The 25,241-nt window shown below is 38.3% G+C and carries 22 protein-coding genes; 18 read left to right on the top strand and 4 right to left on the bottom strand.

Annotation, left to right across the window (positions count from 1 at the left end; all coding sequences use genetic code 11):
* Positions 1-80 precede the first annotated feature (80 nt).
* The 11 genes from MHB58_RS18995 (at position 81) to MHB58_RS18945 (ending at position 10,778) form a co-directional block, all read left to right on the top strand.
* Positions 81-917, top strand: a complete 837-nt coding sequence (locus tag MHB58_RS18995; protein WP_340735829.1) for a putative RNA methyltransferase — start codon at positions 81-83, stop codon at positions 915-917.
* A gap of 6 nt (positions 918-923) precedes the next feature.
* The gene (locus tag MHB58_RS18990; RefSeq protein WP_340735828.1) at positions 924-1,811 is read left to right on the top strand and encodes an NAD-dependent epimerase/dehydratase family protein; all 888 of its coding nucleotides are present in this window, start codon (positions 924-926) and stop codon (positions 1,809-1,811) included.
* 66 nt (positions 1,812-1,877) lie between these two features.
* The gene (locus MHB58_RS18985; protein ID WP_087618098.1) at positions 1,878-2,480 is read left to right on the top strand and encodes a lysophospholipid acyltransferase family protein; all 603 of its coding nucleotides are present in this window, start codon (positions 1,878-1,880) and stop codon (positions 2,478-2,480) included.
* A 54-nt stretch (positions 2,481-2,534) separates the two neighbouring features.
* Complete coding sequence (locus MHB58_RS18980; protein WP_008405865.1) at positions 2,535-2,993, top strand: low molecular weight protein-tyrosine-phosphatase; 459 nt, start codon at positions 2,535-2,537, stop codon at positions 2,991-2,993.
* Between the two features lie 163 nt (positions 2,994-3,156).
* Positions 3,157-4,020 carry a KPN_02809 family neutral zinc metallopeptidase gene (gene ypfJ, locus MHB58_RS18975; protein WP_065216124.1) on the top strand — a complete coding sequence of 288 codons (864 nt, stop codon included), beginning with the start codon at positions 3,157-3,159 and terminating at the stop codon, positions 4,018-4,020.
* A gap of 158 nt (positions 4,021-4,178) precedes the next feature.
* Positions 4,179-4,898 (top strand): YebC/PmpR family DNA-binding transcriptional regulator, encoded by a 720-nt coding sequence (locus MHB58_RS18970; RefSeq protein ID WP_008405861.1) that lies wholly within the window; start codon positions 4,179-4,181, stop codon positions 4,896-4,898.
* Positions 4,899-5,097: 199 nt separating this feature from the next.
* The gene (locus tag MHB58_RS18965; RefSeq protein ID WP_014822501.1) at positions 5,098-6,846 is read left to right on the top strand and encodes a methyl-accepting chemotaxis protein; all 1,749 of its coding nucleotides are present in this window, start codon (positions 5,098-5,100) and stop codon (positions 6,844-6,846) included.
* Positions 6,847-7,012: 166 nt separating this feature from the next.
* On the top strand, positions 7,013-8,716 hold the full coding sequence (locus MHB58_RS18960; RefSeq protein ID WP_041865680.1) for a M3 family oligoendopeptidase: 1,704 nt from the start codon (positions 7,013-7,015) through the stop codon (positions 8,714-8,716).
* 148 nt (positions 8,717-8,864) lie between these two features.
* A complete protein-coding gene (locus MHB58_RS18955) occupies positions 8,865-9,953 on the top strand; it encodes an AI-2E family transporter (RefSeq protein ID WP_014822503.1) in 1,089 nt (362 codons plus the stop codon).
* A gap of 115 nt (positions 9,954-10,068) precedes the next feature.
* On the top strand, positions 10,069-10,533 hold the full coding sequence (locus MHB58_RS18950; RefSeq protein WP_014822504.1) for a hypothetical protein: 465 nt from the start codon (positions 10,069-10,071) through the stop codon (positions 10,531-10,533).
* Between the two features lie 20 nt (positions 10,534-10,553).
* Entirely contained in the window at positions 10,554-10,778 is a 225-nt protein-coding gene (locus MHB58_RS18945) for a hypothetical protein (protein ID WP_340735827.1), read from the top strand.
* 462 nt (positions 10,779-11,240) lie between these two features.
* Here the strand turns inward: MHB58_RS18945 and MHB58_RS18940 are convergent, their stop codons facing one another.
* From MHB58_RS18940 to MHB58_RS18925, 4 genes are all read right to left on the bottom strand, one after another.
* Positions 11,241-13,358 (bottom strand): MMPL family transporter, encoded by a 2,118-nt coding sequence (locus MHB58_RS18940; RefSeq protein WP_340735826.1) that lies wholly within the window; start codon positions 13,356-13,358, stop codon positions 11,241-11,243.
* A 108-nt stretch (positions 13,359-13,466) separates the two neighbouring features.
* Positions 13,467-14,483, bottom strand: coding sequence for an inorganic phosphate transporter (locus MHB58_RS18935; protein ID WP_008405850.1), 1,017 nt, complete (start codon positions 14,481-14,483; stop codon positions 13,467-13,469).
* A gap of 19 nt (positions 14,484-14,502) precedes the next feature.
* Entirely contained in the window at positions 14,503-15,123 is a 621-nt protein-coding gene (locus MHB58_RS18930; RefSeq protein ID WP_340735825.1) for a DUF47 domain-containing protein, read from the bottom strand.
* Between the two features lie 202 nt (positions 15,124-15,325).
* Complete coding sequence (locus tag MHB58_RS18925) at positions 15,326-16,489, bottom strand: class I SAM-dependent methyltransferase (protein WP_340735824.1); 1,164 nt, start codon at positions 16,487-16,489, stop codon at positions 15,326-15,328.
* 320 nt (positions 16,490-16,809) lie between these two features.
* Between MHB58_RS18925 and hflX the strand changes: the two genes are divergently transcribed.
* The 7 genes from hflX to MHB58_RS18890 all read left to right on the top strand — a co-directional run bounded on the left by hflX (position 16,810) and on the right by MHB58_RS18890 (position 25,227).
* Entirely contained in the window at positions 16,810-18,090 is a 1,281-nt protein-coding gene (gene hflX, locus MHB58_RS18920; protein ID WP_008405847.1) for a GTPase HflX, read from the top strand.
* A 316-nt stretch (positions 18,091-18,406) separates the two neighbouring features.
* Complete coding sequence (locus tag MHB58_RS18915; protein ID WP_014822508.1) at positions 18,407-19,891, top strand: peptide MFS transporter; 1,485 nt, start codon at positions 18,407-18,409, stop codon at positions 19,889-19,891.
* Between the two features lie 401 nt (positions 19,892-20,292).
* Positions 20,293-21,126 (top strand): GNAT family N-acetyltransferase, encoded by an 834-nt coding sequence (locus MHB58_RS18910; protein ID WP_340735823.1) that lies wholly within the window; start codon positions 20,293-20,295, stop codon positions 21,124-21,126.
* Between the two features lie 50 nt (positions 21,127-21,176).
* Positions 21,177-22,286, top strand: coding sequence for an o-succinylbenzoate synthase (gene menC, locus MHB58_RS18905; RefSeq protein WP_340735822.1), 1,110 nt, complete (start codon positions 21,177-21,179; stop codon positions 22,284-22,286).
* Between the two features lie 277 nt (positions 22,287-22,563).
* Positions 22,564-23,520, top strand: a complete 957-nt coding sequence (locus tag MHB58_RS18900) for an ABC transporter permease (RefSeq protein WP_008405843.1) — start codon at positions 22,564-22,566, stop codon at positions 23,518-23,520.
* A complete protein-coding gene (locus MHB58_RS18895; RefSeq protein WP_014822511.1) occupies positions 23,507-24,463 on the top strand; it encodes an iron chelate uptake ABC transporter family permease subunit in 957 nt (318 codons plus the stop codon). Before MHB58_RS18900 ends, MHB58_RS18895 begins: the two co-directional genes overlap by 14 nt.
* Positions 24,460-25,227: an iron ABC transporter ATP-binding protein gene (locus MHB58_RS18890; protein ID WP_008405841.1), complete on the top strand. Its 768-nt coding sequence runs from the start codon at positions 24,460-24,462 to the stop codon at positions 25,225-25,227. The genes MHB58_RS18895 and MHB58_RS18890 overlap by 4 nt, the downstream gene beginning before the upstream one ends.
* Positions 25,228-25,241: the final 14 nt, after the last annotated feature.

Genomic DNA, 25,241 nt, shown 5'->3' with positions numbered 1-25,241 from the left:
GTAGTGACCACTATTTCCTTTTTTTATTTGAATGAGTTTATGGTACGATACTAGCGAACACATATGAAGGAGGATCCATAATGGGTCTATTATCAAAACGAGCGTTAAGTATTCAGCAATTTCAATTCAATAGCCAACTTTTTGCTTGTCCTATATGCCAACAGGGAATAGAGATAAGCAATGAAGGAAAAATGAGCTGTCTATCGAATCATACATTTGATGTGGCAAAACAAGGCTATGTTTATATGTTAAATCGACCTATCCAATCAATGTATGGAAAAGAATTATTCGAGTCTCGCCATACTGTCATTCAAGCAGGAATCTATGATCGGTTACAAGCCGCCATTGCCCGGGAAATCACAGTAGAACAGCCGGTAATTTTAGATACAGGTTGTGGTGAAGGTTCTCATTTACATCGTATTTGCGAACAGCTTGATCGCCCTGTTGGTGTAGGAATTGATATTTCTAAAGAAGGGGTAATCGCAGCGGCAAAGTATAATCCTGAACAGCTATGGTGTGTAGGTGATTTAGCCAATAGTCCATTCAACGAGCAATCTTTTGATGCGATTTTAAATATTTTGTCACCTGCAAATTACGATGAATTTAAACGGCTATTAAAACGGGGCGGTAAAGTGATTAAAGTTGTGCCACAGGAAAATTACTTAAAAGAACTGCGTAAACAGGCGTTTGCAAATTCGGAAAAGGAAACCTATACAAATGCTGAAACAGTTGAGCGTTTTAAAGCAAGTTTTGCAAATGCAGAAGTAAAAAGAATTACCTATACAGTACCACTTGAAGCACATTTAGTACAAAACCTTCTTGAAATGACACCGATGGGCTGGCATATTAACGATAAAGAAAGTATTCAATTACAGGAAATTACAATTGATTTAGATTTATTAATTGGAATGGAGTGATCGTATATGAAGAAAATCTTAGTATTAGGCGGGACACGATTTTTTGGCCGTAAATTAGTGGAGCTTTTATTGGAGCAAAAGCATGAAGTAACAATTGTCACACGTGGTATGTCGGAAAATCCCTTTGGCGATGCAGTGGAGCATATTAAAGTGGATCGTAAAGATACGGAGGCTTTTGGGAAGGCATTGGAAAATCGTACATTTGATATTGTATATGATAATATTTGCTATTCGCCAAATGAGGCAAAACAGCTATGCGATCTGTTCAATGGTAAAATCGGCAAGCTCGTCTTCACCTCTACATTAGCTGTATATGAGGCAAATGGAAAGCCGCATTCGGAAGAAGATTTTGATCCGACTTCATATGGCATCATCATGGGAGACACACATGAATTTACGTATGGTGAAGGCAAACGTCTGGCAGAGGCGGTATTTTATAAATATGCGGAGTTCCCTGTAGTCGCGGTCCGTTTCCCGATTGTCATGGGAGAAGATGATTATACGCGCCGTTTGCATTTCCATATTGAGCGCATTATTAATAAGGAACCGATTGGATTTTTAAACATGGATGCGGAAATGTCCTTCATTCAGGCAACAGAAGCCGCTCAATTTTTACAGTGGGCAGGTAATGAAGATGTGGAAGGTCCAATTAATGCGATAGCAAATGGGGTTATTTCGTTAAAAGACCTTATTTCTCTTATTGAAGAAAAGACAGGGGAGCGCGCTAAAATAGCATTACTTGGGACAGAGGAAATCCGTTCACCATATGCCATACCTGCAACATGGTATATGAAAAATGACAAGGCGGAGCAATTAGGATTTTCGTTTAGTCAGCTTGAGGATTGGCTGCCCCCATTAATCGAGCAAATTGCGGGAACGACGGCAAAACAGTAGTGATTGAATGATGGTATTACTTTCAATTAAAATAAAGTGAGATTAACGATAAGGTAGGAATGAAACGTGTATAAATTTATTGCAAGAGTTGTGTATGGAATTTTAGGGGTTAACGGGTCAAAGGCTAAGGTATACGGGAAAGAAAATATACCGAAAGAAGGCGGCTTTGTCGTTGCCTGTACACATAATGGCTATATCGATATTTTGAATCTAGGAATATCTATGCTGCCTAAAGAAGTACATTTTATGGCTAAGAAACAATTATTTGATGTCAAAGGATTAGGTTGGCTCATTACGAGATTGAACGCATTCCCGGTAGATCGCGATAATCCGGGACCAAGTGTTATTAAAATCCCGCGACAGCTTATTAAAGAAGGAAAAGTAGTCGGAATCTTCCCGAGTGGAACGAGAAGTTCGGAAAACTCGGAACTAAAAGCCGGCGCAGTGACAATTGCCCAGTTGGCGAAGACTGAAATTTTGCCGGCTGCATATATCGGTCCGAAAAATGCAAAAGGTGTATTCAAACGCCAAAAAGGCTATTTAATTTACGGGAAGCCATTTACAGTTGGGGCAGGAAAAGAAGGCCGTGAACAATCTATTCAATTTTTGGAAGATGAGCTGAACCGATTGACAGCACATTTGAAGGAAATGCACCCGGAAGTAAAATAACAGGAGCTGCGCGGAATCTTTCGTGCGGCTTCTTTGATTAGGAGTGGAAAAGAGATGAAGCAAGTACTATTCGTATGTTTGGGCAATATTTGCCGTTCTCCGATGGCGGAAGCTGTTATGCGTGATTTAATCGCTAAACGCGGTTTAACGGATAAAATTACAGTCGACTCGGCCGGCACGAGCAATTACCATATTGGAGAACCCCCGCATAAAGGAACGACGGCAAAATTACAGGAATACGGAATTATGACAACCGGTATGCTTGCAAGACAGTTATGCACTTCCGATTTAGACAGCTTTGACTATATTGTCTGTATGGATGAAAGCAACGTGAAAAATACAATCGAAATGCTGCGTGCTGAAGCTGATGCAAAAGTGTTCCGCTTCCTTGATCTGACGACACATAAAAAAGATGTTCCGGATCCATGGTATACAGGGGATTTCCAGGAAACGTACGATCTATGTGTAGAAGGCTGCGAGGCATTGCTGAAAAAGATCGAAGCCGATTTATAAGGTAGTTATTTTTGTATTAGGCGAAGTTTAGAAAGAAATCGAAGTGGAATTGAAAACTACTTCGATTTCTTTTGTTTTACAAATTAAAATTAGAAGTTATATGAAATCGTAAATAGGGTAATTATAGGGCAAAGAATGCCTGTTTTAGGTGGAGGGGAACACTATGGATGTAAAAGGAAGACGGAAAAGCAGTAATGTGGAGGATCGCCGTGGGATGAGTGCCGGGAAAATCGGTGGAGGTCTTGGCGGTGTCGGGATAATTATTGCCATTATTTTCACATTGCTCAATGGCGGAGATGCAGGGGATGTTGTTTCGGAAGTATCAAAGAGCATTACGCAAAACGGTGCAACTTCTGAAAACTATGAACCGACCGCTGAAGAAGAGGAACTGGCGGAATTCGTTTCGGTAGTACTTGCGGATACAGAGGATATATGGCAACAATTGTTTGCTGACAATGGATTAACTTACAAAAATCCGACGCTCGTATTGTTTACGGATAGTGTAAGCTCCGGATGCGGAATGCAAAGTGCTGCGGTCGGGCCATTTTATTGTCCGGCAGATTATAAGTTGTATATTGATTTAAGTTTTTATAAAGAATTAAAAAACCGGTTTGATGCACCGGGTGATTTTGCGATGGCTTATGTAGTCGCGCATGAAGTCGGGCACCATGTCCAAACATTATTGGGCACATCCGAACAGGTACATGCGTTAAACGGAAAAGTATCACAAGCCAAGTACAATGAAGCCGTGAAACGTCTGGAACTTCAGGCTGACTATTACTCGGGTGTATGGGCACATCATGTCCAAGACAAGGGGTATTTGGAAGAAGGCGATTTTGAGGAGGCATTAACGGCAGCAAATGCCATTGGCGATGATACACTACAGATGGAAGCGCAAGGATATGTCGTACCGGAAAGCTTTACACATGGTACAAGCGAGCAACGGATGCGCTGGTTCAAAAAAGGATATAATGCCGGGACACTTCAAGGCGGCGATACATTTAGCTTAGAGGCATCACAATTATAAACGAAACCTATAGCATGCCAAATGGTGCTATAGGTTTTTACATTTTTTTATGCAGAGTAATTTAAAATTATTTCAAGTTTATGTATAATAAATAAGTTAAATATATTTTTTCGTTTTTAAATAACGTTACTAATAGAGTATGAAAGAGAGTGAATAAAATGGGTCGTAAATGGAATAACATTAAAGATAAAAAGGCTGGGAAAGACGCAGCAAATAGTCGTATTTATGCTAAATTCGGTCGTGAAATTTATGTAGCAGCAAAATCAGGTGAACCAAATCCGGAATCAAACCGTGCACTGAAAACGGTTTTGGAACGAGCAAAAACGTATTCTGTACCAAAACATATTATTGAAAAAGCAATCGACAAAGCAAAAGGCGGCGGAGATGAGCAATTTGATGAATTACGCTACGAAGGTTTCGGGGTAGCAGGTACAATGGTAATCGTTGATGCATTAACAAACAACGTAAACCGTACAGCTTCTGAAGTACGTGCAGCATTCGGTAAAAATGGCGGTAATATGGGCGTATCTGGTTCAGCGGCGCATATGTTCCAAAATACAGCTGTATTCGGAATTGAAGGTAAATCAGAAGATGAAATTCTTGAAATTTTAATGGAAGCTGATTTAGATATGCGTGACATTATGGATGAAGAAGGCACAATTATCGTATATGTTGAGCCGGAACAGTTCCATGCAACGCAAGAAGCATTTAAAGGAGCGGGCATCGAAGACTTTACTGTAGCAGAGCTAACGATGCTGCCAATGACGGATGTGGCTTTAACTGGTGATGATTTAGTGAAGTTTGAAAAAATGATTGATGCATTGGAAGATTTGGAAGACGTGCAACGCGTTTACCACAATGCTGATTTAGGCGAATAAAAATCTAAGTCCAAAGATGATTCTTTGGGCTTTTTTTCTGTCTTCATTTACTTTTGGAAACTAACGGGAAATGGGTAGTTCTATTTACTTATTATTCATTAATAATATAAAGGATTCACGAAAAGAAGTTGCATTTAAATAATCTTTAATTCAAAATAAATTAAACAATTAAATATTATACTAGGAGATAGAATAGGCTATGAAAAGAATGGACAAATTAGGTAGTAGAATAATACTGATGATCGGCAGTATTTTCGCCGTTATTTTGCTATTAACCGTCATTATGCTTCAATATAACTCAGCTCGTTCAGTTCAATCATCCGTAAAAGAGCGTACGATTGAAGTAGCTAGCAATATCGTAAAATACATAGATGTACAAAAGTATGAGCAGCTTATTGAAAAACCAAGTGAAAATGCAACATATTGGGAATTACGTGAACAGTTAAATGAATTACGTGAATACAATGGTGTCATGTATGCCTACACCTATTTTGTACCAGAAGAAAATGGGGAGATTTCCTTTTTAGTTGATGGCATGCCAGCAGATGATACTGAAAACGCCGGGAAACTGGGTGACCCATCAGGTTCTACAAAATACGAGCATATTGAGCGCGTTATCGAAGAAGGTCAATTTGCATCAGACCTTTTAAACAGTGATTTCGGTGAATATATTACTGGCATTGTTCCAATTAAAAATGATGCAGGAGAAACGATTGCCTATTTAGGTGTTGATATCGATGCTTCGTATATCAGTTCTTTAACAGAGAATGTAGCAAAAGAGATTGTCCCACTTATAGCGCTCATTTTCATTATTATATTTATCGTAGCTTTAATTGGGATTTATACCTATATCCGTCGGGCATTATCCCCACTACAAACATTAAATAAGGCAGCAGAAAATCTAGCTTCAGGTGATATTGTTGAATCACAGGCTACGTTGGACAAGCTGAGTTTTAAAACGAATAATGAAGTTACAGCGTTCGCTAAAAATTTCCAAAGTTCACTCGTCGAGTTATCTGCAACATTCCAAATATTAAAGGAACGTACAGATGGGCTGGGAGAAGTAGTCGATTTAATCGAAACATCTACAGAACGTGTGAACACATCAAATGAAAAAATGGTAGAAAATATCGCCACGATTTCACACAGCGGGACATTACAGCAAGTAAGCAATAATGAAGTAAATGCTGCGATGAATGAAATGGCAATCGGCATTCAGAAACTGGCCGATACATTTAATGAGATTGCTGAAATTTCTTCCGATATGACGAGCCTTGTTGAAGATGGCGCACAAAGTTCCGGAAAGGTAGTTGACCAGATTCAAGGGGTAGAAAAATCGGTAGAAAATACGGCTAAGCTAGTGAGGGAAATGGGGCAAAACTTCCATTCGATTAAAGAAATGGTGACCGTCATTACGAATATTTCGGATCAGACAAATTTACTTGCGCTTAATGCTGCAATTGAAGCGGCGCGTGCCGGGGAAGCCGGAAAAGGTTTTGCCGTTGTAGCAGATGAAGTAAAGAAACTGGCGGAAATGTCCAGATCATCAGCGGAGGAGATTTCAGATCATCTGCAAAACTTCTCGCATATAACGGATCGTTTACTAGTTGAGATTGATCTGACAACTACAGATGTTAAAGAAGGAACGATGGCAGTAGGTGAAATTGGTCAGCGTTTAAACCAAATTTTGAATTCCGTATTGAATGTCAACAACCGAATTCAGGATGATTCAGCAGTTGTCGAGCAAATGTCTGCTGGTGCAGAGCAAATTCTAGCTTCAACTGAGGAGATGAGTCGCTTAGTAAACGATACATCAGACTACGCCAAACATTTGGCACTTGCTTCAGATGAACAAACTCTCGTAGTCGATGATCTAACAAAAGCGGTTGAAGAATTGGATAGCCATTCACAACAAGTCGTATTGGAAATGAATAAGTTCAAGATATAAAAACCGGAATAAGCAGCAGAGACCTTTTCTCGGCTGCTTATTTTTATGTCTATTAACCTAAAATAAAGCTGGATAAATATTCTGAAAATAATTGCAATTTTTGCCATAATCATAAATAATAAAAGAGGGAATTTCGAATTCCGAATGAAGTGAACAGATGGGGTGAATGAGTTTGGTAACATTTAAAGACTTTGATTATAAACGTCCGGATCTAGAACAAATGAAAGAACAGACAGCAGCATTATTAGAAGAGTTTAAAGCTGCAACTACAGTAGATGAACAAAGCGAGGTCATCGAAAAATTAAATGCGATTCGCAACACATTTTCTACAATGGCCAATATCGTCTATGTACGTGCATCAATCGATACGAATGATGAATATTACCAAAAAGAGCGCGACTATTTTGATGAAGTAAGTCCAATGGCAGATGAGCTTGTATTTAATTACTATACGGAACTCGTGAAGTCGCCATTCCGTGCACAACTGGAAGAAAAATGGGGTACGCAACTATTTGCATTAGCTGAAAACTTATTAAAAGGTTTCTCGCCTGCAGTAATCGAGCTTATGCAAAAGGAAAACAGATTAACTTCTGAATACAGCAAGCTAGTTGCTTCTGCTCAGATTGAGTTTGACGGTAAAACATTGACGCTGGCACAGCTGGGACCATATGCAGAATCGACAGAACGTGAAGTACGTAAAGCGGCACGTGAAGCGAGTGCAGATTTCTATGCTTCAAACAAAGAAAAGTTCGATCAGATTTATGATGATTTAGTGAAGCTGCGCCATGAAATTGCGACGAAATTAGGCTTCAAAAACTATGTAGAACTGGGCTATGTCAACATGAACCGTATAGACTACAATGCAGAGATGGTTGCGAAATTCCGCGAGCAAGTGCGCGAAAATATCGTGCCGCTTGCCACAAAACTATATGAACGCCAAGCAGAACGCATCGGTGTGGAAGACTTTAAATTCTATGATGAAGGCTTAACATTCTTAACAGGAAATGCCGTACCTCAAGGTGATCCGCAATGGATTATCGATAATGGTAAAAAAATGTACGAAGAACTATCTAAGGAAACAGGCGAGTTCTTCAACTATATGATCGAGCATGACCTGATGGATTTAGTTGCGAAAAAAGGTAAGGAAAGCGGCGGATACTGTACGTTTATCGAAGACTACGAATCACCGTACATCTTCTCGAACTTTAATGGCACATCCGGAGATATTGATGTACTGACACATGAGGCAGGACACGCATTCCAAGTGTATTCAAGCCGAAATATTGGAATTCCGGAATACTTATGGCCGACATATGAATCAGCAGAAATTCATTCTATGAGTATGGAATTCTTTACATGGCCTTGGATGGAGCTATTCTTCAAGCACCAAACAGATAAGTATAAATTCTCGCATTTAAGCAGCGGGTTACTATTCTTACCATACGGTGTAGCAGTAGATGAATTCCAGCATGTCGTGTATGAAAATCCACAAATGACACCAGCAGAGCGCAATGCTGCATGGAAAGAAATCGAGGCGAAATATTTACCGCATCGCAATTATGATGGACATGACTACTTGGAATCCGGAGCTTTTTGGCAACGACAAGGTCATATTTATTCAAGCCCATTCTATTATATTGACTACACGTTAGCGCAAATTTGTGCATTCCAGTTTTGGAAACGTTCACGCGAAGACTTTGATGGTGCTTGGAAAGACTATCTGCATTTATGCAGTCTAGGCGGGTCATTTGCTTTCACAAAACTTGTTGAAGAAGCGGGCTTAATCTCGCCATTTGACGACGGCTGTGTGGAGTCGGTTGTAGGCACAATCGAAGACTATTTAAATTCAATTGACGATAAAAAGCTATAAAAGTTAAGAGGTTTGTTCCGCAAAGACTCCTTTGCGGAAGAAACCTTTTTTATTTTTTGTATTTTATGAACCTTTATGGCATGCTAAAACGTACATAGTTATAGTAAAAATATAAAGTAAAAGAAAGTTTGGGAAAGAGAGTGAGCCGATGACAAGAAAACTGTGGTTCCAAGTTGGCGTAGGTATTTTATTAACATTATTAATTATTAAATACTTTATTGAAATTCATTCGATATTTAATCCGATTATCATCATTTTTACGACAATTCTTGTGCCGTTATTACTCGGTGGGGTGCTCTATTATATTTCAGAGCCGTTACAGCGTATATTGGAAAAACGGGGAATGCCGAGATGGGGTAGTTTAATAACGATTGTTCTTATAATTGCGGGTTTATTCGCAAGTTTTTTGATTTTGGTTGGCACTCCAATTGCAAACCAGGTAAACAGACTTGTTGAAAATGCACCGACGATCGCTAAGGATATTGAAGAAGCAGCTGATTTTATTTTAGATAATAAGGAAAATATTCCGATGTTACCTCCGCAAGTAGAAGAGTTTATAGCATCTGTAACCAATTCGATACAAGACATTGCTGTCGCAAGTAGTAAATATCTTGTTTCTTTCTTAAGCGGGGCGGTAACCGTCACATTAACATTAGTATTAGCACCATTTTTCTTTATTTTTATGTTGAAAGACCATGAAAAATTCGCTCCTCAGATTTATGGTATCTTTTCTGGGGAACGCCGCACATGGGTGAAAAAAACATTAGAAGAAATTGATAACGTATTAAGAAGCTATGTACAAGGACAAGTATTGGTCAGCTTTTTACTCGCAATCATGATGTATATTGGCTATTTAATCATTGGTTTGGAATATTCATTATTACTTGCTTTGTTTGCATTTTTCATGAATATGATTCCGTTTATCGGTCCGTGGCTTTCCCTTGTACCGGCAGTGATTGTAGCACTTCTGAATAATCCGTTTGACGTTATTTGGGTGGGTGTTGTAACGCTTGTCGCACAGCAAGTAGAAAGTAACTTAATCACACCAAATGTTATGGGACGATCTTTGGATATTCACCCGTTGACAGTCATTTCAATCGTATTGGCAGCAGGAAATATTGCCGGGTTTATCGGAATTCTGATTGCGATCCCTACGTACTGTGTCATTAAAGTAATCGTTCAAAATATTTATGAAGAACGCAAACAGATTAAAGAGACTGCCAATAAGACGATATAACCTAGTTTATATGGCTAAGTTGCGGAGCATATGTGATAAGCATATGCTTCGCTTTTTAATTTTCGCCGGACACGGTATACTTATTAATTGAAAAGACATTTAAAAGGAGCAGACAATGCTAACATTTGAACAAAAACAAGAAATTATCGAATCATTTCCTCAGTTGACGAAAAAGGAAATTTCATTAAAACGTGTGAATTATCATTTTGAAGGAAGCCTTTACGAAAAATCGATTGTTGTAGAAAAGTTGCATCCAAACGGCAATGGCTTTGTTTTCGTCGGTGACTTATTGAAATATGAAACAGAAGCGGGCGACAACGGGCTAGTCAATATTCGTGACTACAGCGAGGAAGCGTTACGTGAAATAGTGCGCGACTCAATCAACTATTTATCTGAGGAAGAAGAAGAGATTTTACCGATTGTCGAGACGTGGACATCGCGTGAAGGAACAAAACTAGAGCTTGAGTTTAATGATCGTTCTTGGAATATTTATCATCAAGGAAATTTAGAGGAATCTTTCGGTACGCGTGAAGATGCTATCGCTTATTTACGTGAGGAAGGTTTCCGACTTTCAAAATAGATAAGTGAGGGAATTGAAGAATGGCACAACAGAATTCATCGAAAGAAATGTCCGGAAATAAAATGGTCAAGATTATCGTCGGTACAATTTTAGTAGCATCCGTTGTTATTGTCATTGTAATTCAAGCATTTTATATGTTGTGGGAACCTAAAGACCCGAAACAGATCGAGTTAAACAAAAGTGAACAGTCGAGCGAAGCATATGCAGTTGTGCTGCCGTTTGAGGAACAACTGTATATAGGCTAGGTTGGTCGCTTTGATTTCTAAAATCCCCTTCATCGTTATAGTGACGAAGGGGATTTTTTTATTTTGGGGAGTGTGGGGTGATGATTTTCTAATAAACAGGTGGAATTGTCTAATATATTTTAAAAAGTTCTAATAAAAGTCTCATTTTCTAATATACAAGCTCTATGTGCTAATAAGTGTTCGAGATTTTCTAATATAGGGGATAGATGTGCTAATATCCCATCAAGTTGTTCTAATATCGGCACGAGAAGTTCTAATAAACGCAAGATTGGTCACCCGGCACCCTCTCTAATTGAAAGGAAAATAACCCGTTTCACCCGGTTTTCAAATAAAAACTACAGATGTTCTAATAACCTCACTGCGTCTTCTAATATCCCCGACAATTGTTCTAATAAAATCCTGACCGAAATAAAACAGCCGCCCGATCCCTTTACAAAAGGCCGGACGACTATTTATTCAACGTTATCTAGTATTCTTTCTAAACGGCAGCCACCAGTTCCAGTCACCAAACAACTTCATGAAACTTGGGACGAGCATCAGGCGGATGATTGTTGCATCAATGGCAATCGCGATCGCAATACCGACACCGATTTGCTTCACGGGCATGACATCCGTAAATGCGAATGCACCGGTAATAACAATCATAATGAGCGCTGCCGATGTAATAATTTTACTCGTCGAGACAAGTCCATCGACCGTTGCCTTCGTATTTGTTGCCCCTTTTAAATATTCCTCCTGAATACGGGAAATTAAAAAAACTTCATAGTCCATACTTAAGCCGAACACTAAGCAGAAGGTTAACACCGGAATAATCAGTACAATCGTCGTCGCTTCCAAACCGAAATGGCCATACTGGAAAATGTAGACGAGAATTCCGAATGTCGCTCCTAAGCCAAGGATGTTCATTAAGATCGCCTTCAACGGAATTAAAATCGAACGGAACGCAATCATTAAAATAAAGAAGGTTGATACAATGATGATCGCAATGGCGATGAGTACCTTGCTCGAAATCTCATCAAAGATTTCCTGATTGAACTTTGCTTGACCGGATAAGGCGAAATCGACACCTAAGTCCTTTTCACTCCAGTCCCGTACAAAATCCTGTGCTTCGAATGAAGAACCTTCTGTATTTAAATACGCGACCATATACATTTTATCTTCCTGAATAAAGTTTTCCGCCACTTCCTCCAGTGCACCTGGTGCTTGCGGGTTGCTATTCGCCATTTCCCACATTTCAACAGAATCGATATGGGCCACAGTAAACATTGACGTTACACGATCAACAAGCGGATCATCCAACAACTGCTGCTGGATATCGAGTATTTTCTCGCGGCCTTCTGTCGTATCCCAAGCACCGGCTTCATCATTTTCTGCCAGAAGGAATACTGGTGTATTATCGCCGAGACCGAATTGTTCATCGAGTGTATCGAACGTTTGGCGTGACTCATAGGATTCCGGCAGTGATTCCGTAGAAGGAATAGTTAACTCGATATCCTTAATCGGCACCATTGCAACACATAGCAAGATGATAGCCACAACGATAATTGTGACAGGACGTTTCATGACAAAGGCGGCGAACTTCTGCCAACGAGAGGCAGTTGGTTTTATACGGAAAACACGGCCTTTATTTAAACGGTCGCCTAAAATCGTCAATGCTGCCGGTAAAAGTGTAATACCTGTTAATACAGCGAGCAACACAACAATTGACCCGCCAAGCGCGATGTTCATGAATATTTCAACATCTATGACAATCATTGCGCCAAGACCGATCATGACACAAAGCGCTGAAAAGATAATTGAGCGTCCGGCTGTTTGGATAGCAATTTGAACAGACTGCTCAACCGATTGTGTATTGCGTTCTTCACGGTATCGGTTAATAAGCAGCAATGCAAAATCAATACTTAAGGCTAACCCGAGCATTGGGACAATATTTAACACGAAAATCGATAAGTTCACACTATCTCCTAATAGAGTCAATAGACCAAGTGTGATGACAACCGTAGCACCGCCGACTAATATCGGCAGTAAAGAAGCTACGATCGTACCGAATGCTAACAATAAAACGATTAAGGCGATCGGAAGGCCAATCGTTTCAGCTTTAATTAAATCATTTTGACTCGCAACATTAATATCCTTTGAAATAACCGGTTCTCCTGTAATGGAAATACCGTTAATATCGCCAAGCTTTTCACGCAGCTCATCAATAATAGGGAAGTAATCATCCACCGTATTATCGAACTCCAGCATTCCATAGGCATATCCTTCTTTGTTTAAATCTTCAACACCTACAGGAGATGTAATGGATTGGATTTCTTCGATTGTTTCTAAACTTTCAAGTGCTGATGAAATTTCCTCATCCGATTTATTTTCAAACAGTACAAAAATCGTTTTTGCAGGTAAGTTGAATGTATCCGATAGCTCTTTCGTTACATACGAGTGGTCGCCATCGTAGAAAAAACCATCCCCTTGCAGTTTAGAAGGGAGTTGAAGCGCAAAAAATGCAAGAACAATTAAAAGTGCAGACCATAGTAGAACAATCGGTTTTGCGAATTTTGTAATGAATGCTGCAAACTGTTTCATAAATTACCGCCTTTCTTTTTCCATAAATACAGTGTAATGGATTGATAGAAAAAAAGAAAAGAGGGAGGTTTGTCCGAAAAAAATTTCGAAACATACCTGCCCTCTTTTTTAAAAGAATAGATTTAATACTGTATAGATAATTGCTGCCATCACAGCAGAAATAGGCATTGTAATAATCCAAGTTGTGACAATTTTACGAGCCATACCCCAGTTTACGCCTTTTACATTTTGTGCCGAACCAACACCCATAATTGCAGAAGAAATAACATGTGTTGTTGATACAGGCAAGTGAATTAATGTCGCACCGAAAATGATGGATGCAGAAGCAATGTCCGCAGCGGCACCGTTTACAGGACGGATTTTCATGATTTTACCGCCAACTGTTTTAATAATTTTATAGCCACCGATCGAAGTACCAAGACCCATTGCTAAAGCACAGGCAAAACGTACCCAGCCTTGTACATCATCCGTTGTTTGCCAATTCGCTGCAATCAGTGCCATCGTAATAATACCCATTGCCTTTTGAGCATCGTTTGTCCCGTGGGTAAATGATTGAATGGCTGCAGTGAAAATTTGCATAATACGGAAGCCTTTATTTGTTTTATAAAGATTCATATTCTTAAAAATAAATTTCATTATTGTCATCATTAAATAACCGGCACAAATCGCAATGATTGGTGATGCTAATAAAGCAATAATAATTTTTGTGAATCCGCTATAGTTTAAAACCCCGACTCCAGATGCTGCAATGGCAGCACCTGCAATCGAACCGATCAATGTATGAGAAGAACTTGATGGAATTCCAAAATACCAAGTGACTAAGTTCCAGGTAATCGCCGATAATAGAGCGGCCAAAATAACAACAGAACCGATTAATGGTGCATCAGGTGTAGATAATGCAAACGGGTCAACAATATCTGACGCAATCGCCTTTGCAACACCTACGAATGTAATGGCACCCAAGAAATTCATAAATGCTGCCATGATTACCGCTACTCGAGGAGGTAGCGCACGTGTTGAAACGGATGTCGCAATCGCATTTGCAGTATCATGAAAACCATTAATGAAGTCAAATGCAAGTGCAAAAAAGACTACTAGGACGGTAATGATAAGTAGTGTATTCATTAAAAGGACTCCTCATTTATTACGCATTACGCATAATGATTGTTTCGATTGTATTAGCAACTGTTTGACAGTAGTCGGCAATTTCTTCTAGCTGCTCATAAATATCTTTGAATTTAATTAGACGAATAGGATCTTTTTCGTTTAAAAATAGTTTTTTAATGGAAGAACGTAATACTTCATCACATTCACGCTCATAATCTTTAATTAAAATGGCGTGCTGGCGCATTCCAACAAGATCTTTTCTGTTTAAAAGTTCCATCGCTTTAACGATTTCATCAGTAGATTTGGCGATATATGCTAGGAAATCACGCATTGACTCATCGATTTCTGTTAATGAAAACATTTCGAAATGTGCAATCGTACCTTCTGCGCCATCCAACACATCATCCATACGAATCGCTAATGATAAAATATCTTCACGCTCTATTGGTGTCATAAATGATTTATTAAGCATGACGATTAATTCATGAATTAATTTATCACCCGCTGTTTCGTATTGTTTCATACGAATGCTGATTTCCTTTAAGTCTGCAACCGTTTCAATGCGGAAATCATTTGCATAATGGATACCTTCACGCATATTTTCAGCAATTTTCAATAAGGCTGAGAAAAACGGATCTTGCTTCTTTGAACTAAACATGGAATTGCCTCCTGAATATATATAATTAAAATAATTTTAAAAATTAACCTCAATTATCATAACAAAAACTTAAAAAAATCTATACAAATTTTACTCTAACCTTATCAATCTTTACAATTCTGTAACAAAAGGAAAAGTTGAATAAGTAATCAATTTTAGTCACAAAATAGAAAAAATAAAACAAAGTGAGAAAACTATTTTGCTATAGGAGTAAATCCTGCAGCTCATTTTCTAGAAATGGCTTGGCATTTAAAAAGCGCACAAATTCGTCGTACTTTAACCGCTGCTCACTCGTTGGCTTCTTTCCGGTATGGTAAGCACGTATTAAAATATTCTTTGGTGTATTTTCCATATCGATAAATTCCAGTAATTGAGTATCATAGCCGACAAGTGATAAAAGTTCAGCGCGAATTGAATCGGTAGCTAATGCTGCAAAGCGCTCCTTCACTAAACCATGCTGTGTCATAATTGATAGTGCTGGTACCTCCAGCTGACGGTTCAGCTCATGCTGACAACAAGGAACACTTAAAATAACTTTTGCGCCCCACCTTACTGCACGGGCTAATGCCATATCTGTCGCAACATCACAAGCATGAAGCGTTACGACCATATCTACAGCAGTTTCTTCATTGAAGTCATTAATATCCCCGACTAAAAACTGTAAATCTTCATATTGTAAATCAGCAGCAATCCGATTACATTCTTCGATTACTTCTTTTTTGAGGTCCAGGCCTGTGACATGAATATCAAGACCCTTTTCAATTTTTAAGTAATGATACAAAGCGAATGTTAAATAAGATTTACCTGAACCGAAATCTAAGATGCGAATCGTTCTGTCTTTTGGCAAATGGGCTAATGAATCATCAATAAACTCAACAAAGCGATTGATTTGTTTAAACTTATCGTATTTCTGTTTCTTTATTTTTCCGTCCTCTGTCTGCACCCCTAAGCGGACTAAAAACGGGTGAACACGGGAATCATCCAATAAATACTGTTTTTTTCGGTTATGGGATAAGTTCACTTGTTTAGTTGTCGCATTTTGATCAGATTTCCAAAGTACCTTATTTTTCTTAGAGAGTTGCACTTGCACTGTCTGCTCCTGAAACTCTGCATGTACTTGACGAAAATCTTCAAAGAGAGCATCAAGCTTTACAGCTAAATCTTCAATTGTAATATTTTCATGTTTTAAAATGCGCTCATATTGAAATTCCAGCTGGATCATATAGTCTCCGCGAATCTCTACCGGCTTGAGTTTGACCCGTTTTAGGTCATTGGACTTCTGACGTGGTTGGCTAATTGTTGCCTGAAGTAGTGTTTTATTAGAAATGAGTGCATGAAGCTGCACTTTCATTTGTTCAAATTTCATAAAAACCGCCTTTTCTTTTTCATCAATTACGCCTCGGCGTATTTGCGTCCAGATTTTTTGAGGCCCACAGGATGTGGGTCAGTCAGCCGTTGTCACTTGATGTGACGTATTTAGGCTGACTTCATTTTCCTTAAAAAAATCTGTGACATCTGCCGGGGCTTTTCTTCATTCATCACTCACCCGTGAAAGGTAAGTGATGAATGAAGAAAAATAATTGTTCTTATAGTATCATAATGCGCTTATATGCTGTCATTGTACAGGCTTTTGAATTGTATGTTACGATGGGAAAAAACTATAGATGGTAGCAAGGAGGCAAAAATTTGAAAGATGTTGAAGTATTGATTGAACGCGGTGTATTAGTTGGCGTCAATTTACAAAAGGATGAGCATTTCGATTATTCAATGGAAGAATTGGCGAATTTAGCACAAGCCTTAGATGTAGAAGTTGTCGGTATGGTGACGCAAAATCTGGAACGGGTCACACCTTCACATTATGTAGGCACAGGGAAGATTGAAGAAATTAAGGCGTTCTTTGATGAAACAGATGCCAACATTGTTATTTTTAATGATGAACTCTCACCATCGCAAATCCGTAATTTAGAACGTGATTTACAATGTAAAGTAATTGATCGCACAATGCTGATTTTAGATATTTTCAGTCGCCGTGCAAAAACGCGTGAAGCGCAATTACAAGTAGAGCTCGCTCAATTACAGTATATGCTCCCGCGCCTAGTTGGGCTCCATGCATCATTATCCCGTCAAGGGGGAGGAACAGGCGGCGGCTTTAAAAACCGTGGTGCAGGGGAAACGAAACTTGAACTTGACCGCCGTAAAATTGAAGATCAGATTTCGAAAATCAAGAAAGAGTTAGAAGTAGTTAAAGAGCAGCGTGAAACACAGCGTAAACAACGCCGTAAAAATGCAGTGCCTGTCGTATCAATTGTAGGTTATACAAATGCAGGGAAGTCCACGATTATGAACCAGTTACTTGCAAAGGCAGGGCAAGATGATACAAAGCAAGTGTTTGAAAAGGATATGTTGTTCGCAACACTTGAAACTTCGGTCCGCAATATTGACCTGGAAGATAACAAATCCTTTTTACTGACTGATACGGTTGGTTTTGTTAGTAAATTGCCGCATCATTTAGTAAAAGCCTTCCGATCAACATTGGAAGAAGCACGAGAATCCGACCTGTTGCTGCATGTTGTCGATGTTTCTAATGAGGAATACCGATTTATGATGGATGTAACGAATGAGACATTAAAAGCAATTGATGTTGAAAATATTCCTACTGTATATGTATACAATAAATCCGATTTGGCTGATGTAGAATATCCGTTAGTTAGCGGAGATAATATTTGGCTTTCTGCGAAGGAAGATGTAGGACTTGAGGAGTTACTTCAGTTAATTCGTCAGCAAATTTTTGCTAATTATATAACGTGTCAAATGCTTATTCCATATAATCAGGGCGGAATTGTTTCCTATTTAAATGAGCAGGCAACTGTTCTGGAAACGGAGTATGAAGAAGAGGGTACATTATTGACGCTTGAACTTAAAGAAGCGGATTATCAAAAGTATGAAATTTATGTTGTTAAGCAATAATATAAACAAAAGACTAAAGTACATTGCAGTCACATTGTACTTTAGTCTTTTTCTATATTAATGAAAATTTATTTTTCTAAGGAAAAGTCAAAATAATTTCATTACTGAATTAATTGATTTATAATACAAAAATCTTGATGTGAAGATACGTTTTATTTATCTGAAAATATAGAAAAAACATAAAATTATAACATTTTGATTATTTGTTGATTTTAATCAACTATTAGGCTAAAGTGTTCAAGTATATTATTTCAAATGTCAGACAACAGACGACAGAGTTTATTGTCAGAATATTTATTAATCGGGAGGATTTCAAATGTATTCAAAAGAAGAAATCGTGAAGTCCGTTCCTCAAACTGGTTTTGTCGGTCAACCTAAAGGGTTGTTTACACTATTCTTTACAGAGTTTTGGGAACGTTTTTCATATTATGGTATGCGTGCCATTCTACTATTCTACATGTATTACGCAGTTAAAGATGGTGGATTAGGATTAGATCGTACGCAAGCAAACATCATCATGTCGATTTACGGTTCATTAATCTACATGTCAGGTATTATTGGCGGGTGGATCGCTGACCGAATTACTGGTATGCGTAAAGCGATATTCTACGGCGGAATATTAATTATGATTGGTCATATATTATTGGCCTTGCCGCTTGGTGTAACAGCCTTATACTTATCAATGTTCTTTATTATTATTGGTACTGGTTTATTAAAACCAAACGTTTCATCGGTAGTTGGTGACTTGTATGCGGAAAATGATGCACGTCGTGATTCAGGATTCTCTATTTTCTATATGGGTATCAACATGGGTGGCTTCCTGGCACCGTTATTAGTTGGGTTATTCCAAAAGAACTGGGGCTTCCACGCAGGATTCAGTGTTGCTGCGGTAGGTATGTTCATCGGTTTAGTTGTTTACTTAATGTCACAAAAGAGCCTTGGTTTAGCAGGTTCTGTAGCACCAAACCCACTTTCTGATAAAGAGAAGAAAACGACGACTCGTAACTTCACAATCGGTGGTTTAATTATTGTGATTTTAGGTTTCGTAGCTTACCAAACAGGTAACGCAAGCATTGAAAACTTCTCATTGTTAATTACATTCTTAGGTGTAATGATTCCTACGCTATTTATTATTTATATGTATCGTAGTCCAAAAACAAATGCAGACGAAAAATCTCGTCTATTAGCTTATATCCCATTATTTATCTGTGCGGTAATGTTCTGGGCAATTGCTGAACAATCTTCAACAGTTATTGCAACATTCATTGATACACGTACAAACTTAAATTTATGGGGCTTTGAAATTCCAGCTGCATGGTTCCAGTCATTTAACCCGTTATTCATCATCGTTCTAGCGCCAATGTTTGCGATTATGTGGACGAAATTAGCGGATCGCGGACCATCTACTCCAAAGAAATTTGCTTTATCTTTATTCTTTGCAGGTATTTCATTCTTCGTAATGATCGCAGCAATCGTTTTAACTCCGGAAGATACGTTAGTAAACCCACTTTGGGTTGTATTCTCAATCTTCCTGTTAGTATTAGGTGAGCTATTGCTGTCACCGGTTGGTCTATCAGCTACAACGAAATTGGCTCCAGCTGCATTCGCAGGACAGACAATGGCGTTATGGTTCTTAGCTTCAGCTGCTGCACAAGCAATTAACGCACAGTTAGTTCGAGTTTATGGAATTGTATCTGAAACAACTTACTTTGGTGTATTAGGTGGTTTATCGGTAGTATTAGGTGTTATTATCCTCCTAATCTCGCCAATCATCTCTAAAGCAATGCGCGGTATTAAGTAATTTTCAAACCTTTATTTGCAGAAATTCTGCAAATAAAGGTTTTTTCTTTTGGTCAATAAGGAATAATAAAAGTTAACTACTTAAAAAGGTATTATGTGGTATATAATGGGATTGGGATGATACTTATCAAAGCGCTAAGAAATCTTTGAGTAAGGAAGTATCGATTCTTCACATTAACTTCTTTCAGCAAGTTGTCAAAAACATTTGCCGAAAGAGACCTGCTTGGGTTAAATTCGCTACATTTGGTCGAAAATAACCGGGTAACCGATATATGTAGAACATTCCCGATGGTTACACGTCTTTTTCAGAAATCATGGTAACATAGCATGATTGAGGAGAGAACTAAGTAAAGCAAGGCGTTTTTAAGTATGAAAAAAAGTAACTATAGGGGAGGCAGAATTATGTTAGAATCAGTGACGATTAAAGAGTTAACGACAATTGAACAAATTGAAGAGGCACGTAAGCTAGAGCATGAAATTTGGGCTGTTGGCAGCATTCCGGTACATCAGACAATTGCGACGATTCGCAATGGCGGGATTATACTTGGTGCATATTTAAATGATGAAATAATTGGTTTTAACTATAGTTGCCCTGGATATATGGATGAGAATATATACTTATATTCCCATATGATTGGTGTGAAACGTAATTATCGTGAGCTAGGCGTTGGAGAACTTCTTAAAAATTACTTAAAGGATATCGCTATAGAGCGCGGTTATAGAACTTGCCGCTGGACATTTGACCCTCTTGAAGCACGCAGCGGATTTTTAAACTTTTCAAAATTGCGTAGTTACAGCGATACTTATATAGAAAATTGCTACGGGGAAATGGAAGATCCGTTCAATCGAGTACTGCCTACAGATCGTCTTTGTGTAGAATGGCAACTTGTAGATAATGATTACTTACGCTGGGATGCGAAAGTGGAAGAATTACTGGATGAAGCAAAGCCGGTAGTAAATTGGGAAGAAAATATGGTAGGCCTTCCGACATTGGATCCGGAGCAAAGATTCAAAAAAGAAGAGTCACTTATCCATGATGCCTATCTGTTACCTATCCCTACGAACTTCCAGAAAATCAAAGTGGAAAGTGTCTCTTTAGCAGAAGATTGGCGCTATAAAACAAGACACATTTTACAGGCAATGTTTGATCAAAATTATAAAATAATTTATTTAAACAAAATAGATGATAATATTAGCCATTACTTACTTGTAAAGCGTTCATTATTTGCTCTTTAGCATCAATTGGTGAATGATTCGGCGGCTGAATATTATTAGGAGCAACAAATATGAAATTAGTAAAAGTAACAATTCATGAACTAGTGATGCGAATGAAAACCCCGTTTACGACAGGCTTAGGTACAATGCAAGACAAGCGTTTTTTAGTTATTGAGGCGACAGATGAAAGTGGTGTAGTCGGTTGGGGCGAGGGGGTTGCATTCGAGGAGCCTTCCTATACAGAAGAAACATTTAAAACTTCGCTTCATTTATTGGAGGATTTTTTAATCCCTGCATTGCTTGGGAAAGAATTAAAGCATCCGGATGACGTGTATGAAATATTCCGTCCGATTCGACGCAATAATATGGCGAAAGCGTCGATTGAAGGAGCGGTGTGGGATATTTATGCTCAATTGACGGACCAATCGTTGGCATCGGCTGTTGGAGGAGTCCGGGAAAAAATCGAAGTAGGAATCAGCATCGGTTTACAGCCTACAGATGAACAGCTGATCCAAACGATTCAGCAGTTTTTGGATGAAGGCTATAAACGAATTAAAGTAAAAATTAAGCCAGGCAAAGATATTGAGCTGATCCGAACAATTCGGCAGGCATTCCCGGTAATTCCTTTAATGGCAGATGCAAACTCAGCGTATACATTAGATGAAATCGATCGTTTAAAAGAGTTGGATGCATTTAATTTAATGATGATTGAACAGCCATTAGCGCATGATGACATAATCGATCATGCACTATTGCAAAAACAAATAAAGACACCGGTTTGTTTAGATGAGAGTATTACTTCATTAGAGGACACGAGAAAAGCGGTTCAACTTGGCAGCTGTCGGGTGATAAATATTAAAATTGCGCGAGTTGGCGGTATTAGCGAAGCAAAGCGTATCCATGACTACTGTATGGAACACAATGTTCCTGTGTGGTGTGGAGGAATGCTGGAAGCGGGTATCGGCCGCGCACAAAATGTTGCACTGACAAGTCTTGCAAACTTTATAATGCCTGGAGATACCGCTGCTTCTGAACGTTATTGGCATGAAGATATTATTCAACCTGAAGTAACCGTTACAGATGGCTACATTACTGTTCCAAAGTCAAAAGGGCTTGGCTATAATGTGAATCGCGAAGCATTAAATAAATATAGTGTAAGTAAAAAAACATATCGATTATAAATGTAAGGCCACAATTTTTAATAATTGTGGTCTTTTTTAATTTGAATTTTCTTCCTATTAATAAAGAGAAAGGATGCGTAATTAAAGCGGAGAAACGCTCTAAAAGTACATTTTTCAGTCTATTCTTCTTTTAAAATAACTTATTATAAATTGTCTGTTTGATTTTCATTATTAGCAATTATATAATGATGTAGGGAAAGAGATGATTCTCATTTTCATTTAGAATTTACGTAATATATAGAGGTATAAAATATATAAAGAATAGTGGGAGAATGAAATGAGACTTTGGATGCTCGTAGTAGCGACCATCGTCCTGTCCTTTTTATCATTGTTTATCGGAGCTATCGACATTAAGCCATCTGATTTATTGGATTGGGATTCAGATAAAATGCAAATTTTCTTAATGAGTCGAGTACCGCGATTAATGGCAATTATACTTGCTGGGGCAGGGATGGGTATTTCAGGATTAATTATGCAAAGCTTAAGCCGTAACAAATTCGTATCGCCGACAACGTCTGGTACGCTTGATGCGGCAAAGCTAGGTATTGTTGTATCAATGATATTTTTTACAAGTGTTGGGTATATGGAGAAAATTATATTCAGTTTTACATTTGCACTGATCGGTATGATGGTTTTCATGCGTCTTCTTGAAAGCATTAAATTCAAGGACGTTATTTTTGTACCTCTTATCGGGATTATGTATGGGAATATTATTGGTGCCATTTCAACATTTCTTGCGTATGAGGCGGATGTGCTGCAAAGTGTAGATACATTCTTTCTAGGAAGTTTTACACTTGTTGTATCAGGTCGCTATGAATTGCTTTATGTAGCGGTGCCTGCAATTTTCCTTGCGTATTTATATGCCAATAAGTTTACAGTTGCTGGCATGGGTGAAGATTTCGCCAAAAATCTTGGCTTAAGCTATCGTACCGTATTGAATCTTGGTTTAGTACTAGTAGCGATTATTTCCACTACAGTTGTCTTAACGGTAGGGATTATACCTTTCCTAGGATTAATCGTACCGAACTTGGTTTCATTATATATGGGAGACAATTTACGTAAAACAATTCCGCATACAATCTTCTTAGGTGCAGCATTCCTATTAATGTGTGATATTTTAAGTCGTTTAATTGTATACCCGTTTGAAATTCCCGTAAACACAACGGTTGCGGTAATCGGCAGTGCGATCTTCTTAGTAATGTTATTTAGGGGGAAAGCATATGCGAAAAAATAGTACAAAGTTGATTTTCTTAGCAATTATCGCATTGGTATGTATTGCGTTATTTGCTTTTTACAATATTCAGGGCGGTTTCAGTTATGCCTTTCCAAAGCGGTTAGAGCGAATAGCAGCAATGGTAATTACAGGAACGGCGATTGCATATGCGACCGTTACATTTCAGACGGTTACACATAACCGTTTACTGACACCATCTATGATGGGCGTCGATTCGATGTATGAAGTAGTGCAAACGATTATTTTCTTCTTTGCAGGCTCTGCATCAATCTTTGTAGTAAGTCGTTATTTAAACTTTGGTTTATCAATTTTGGCAATGGTAATTTTCGCACTGATTTTATACCGTTTCTTATTCCGGGCAGATAAACATCCGATTTTCCTACTTTTACTTGCAGGAATGATAATCGGAACATTACTCGGCAGTTTTGTAACATTTTTACAAGTAATAATCGACCCTGTAGAATATGAAAGCTTACAGACACGACTGTTTGCTAGTTTCATGAATGTGAAAACAGAGCTGCTATTTATTGCTGTCATTATTTTAGGGGCTTCATTTATCTACGGTTACCGTTTATTGCGTGATTTAGATGTCATGTCACTAGGTCGGGAGAATGCAATAAACTTAGGTGTAAATTATGATAGAATAGTATTGAAAGTATTAATTTTATCTTCTGTTTTAATTGCAACATCTACTGCACTTGTTGGTCCGATTACATTTTTAGGGTTAATCGTTTCTAACTTGGCATATCAGTTTTTTGCTACGTACAAGCATTCCGTTTTAATAGTGGGTGCGAGTTTAATAAGTATTATTGCACTTGTCGGTGGGCAGTTCTTAGTACTGCATGTATTCCAGTTAAGTACAACGATCAGCGTTATTATTAACTTTGTCGGTGGACTTTACTTTATTTACCTAATACTGAAGGAAAGTAGGAAAGCAGGATGATTGAAATTAAAGGGCTTTCTAAAAGCTTTGGAAAAAAACCGGTTGTTGAGGATGTCTCATTAACTATTCAGCCGAAAGCAATTACTTCGTTTATTGGACCGAATGGAGCAGGTAAATCTACATTATTATCAATGGTAAGCCGGTTGCTTGATGCAGATACAGGTGAAGTATTTTTAGATCAAAGTGATGTTAAAAAAATGAAGTCCAATGATTTTGCGAAACGCGTTGCTATTTTACGTCAGTCAAATCATTTAAATGTGCGTTTAACAGTTCGTGAGCTTGTATCATTTGGCCGTTATCCATATTCGAAAGGTCGTTTGACTCCAGAAGATGAGCAGCATATCGACCGTGCAATTGAATATATGACACTTGGTGAAATGGAACATAAGTTTTTGGATGAATTATCAGGTGGTCAAAAGCAACGTGCTTTTATCTCGATGGTAATCGCTCAGGATACAGAATATATTTTACTGGATGAGCCTTTAAACAACTTGGATATGAAGCACTCTGTTCAAATTATGAAAATTTTACGCAAGCTCGTTGATGAGTTGGGCAAAACAGTAGTAATTGTTTTACATGATATTAACTTTGCTTCAGTATATTCAGATCGGATTGTCGCATTGAAAGATGGACGCCTTGTAAAAGATGGTCCAACAAATGAGATTATTAACTCTGAAGCATTACGAGAAGTATATGATATGCATATTCCGGTGCAGGAACAGGATGGCTGTCGTATTTGTGTATATTTTAATTCACATAGTTAAATAAAAATACGGAT

This window comes from Solibacillus sp. FSL K6-1554, from assembly GCF_038005185.1.
Classification (GTDB): Bacteria; Bacillota; Bacilli; order Bacillales_A; family Planococcaceae; genus Solibacillus; species Solibacillus silvestris.
This window is presented reverse-complemented; position numbering and strand designations above follow the sequence as displayed.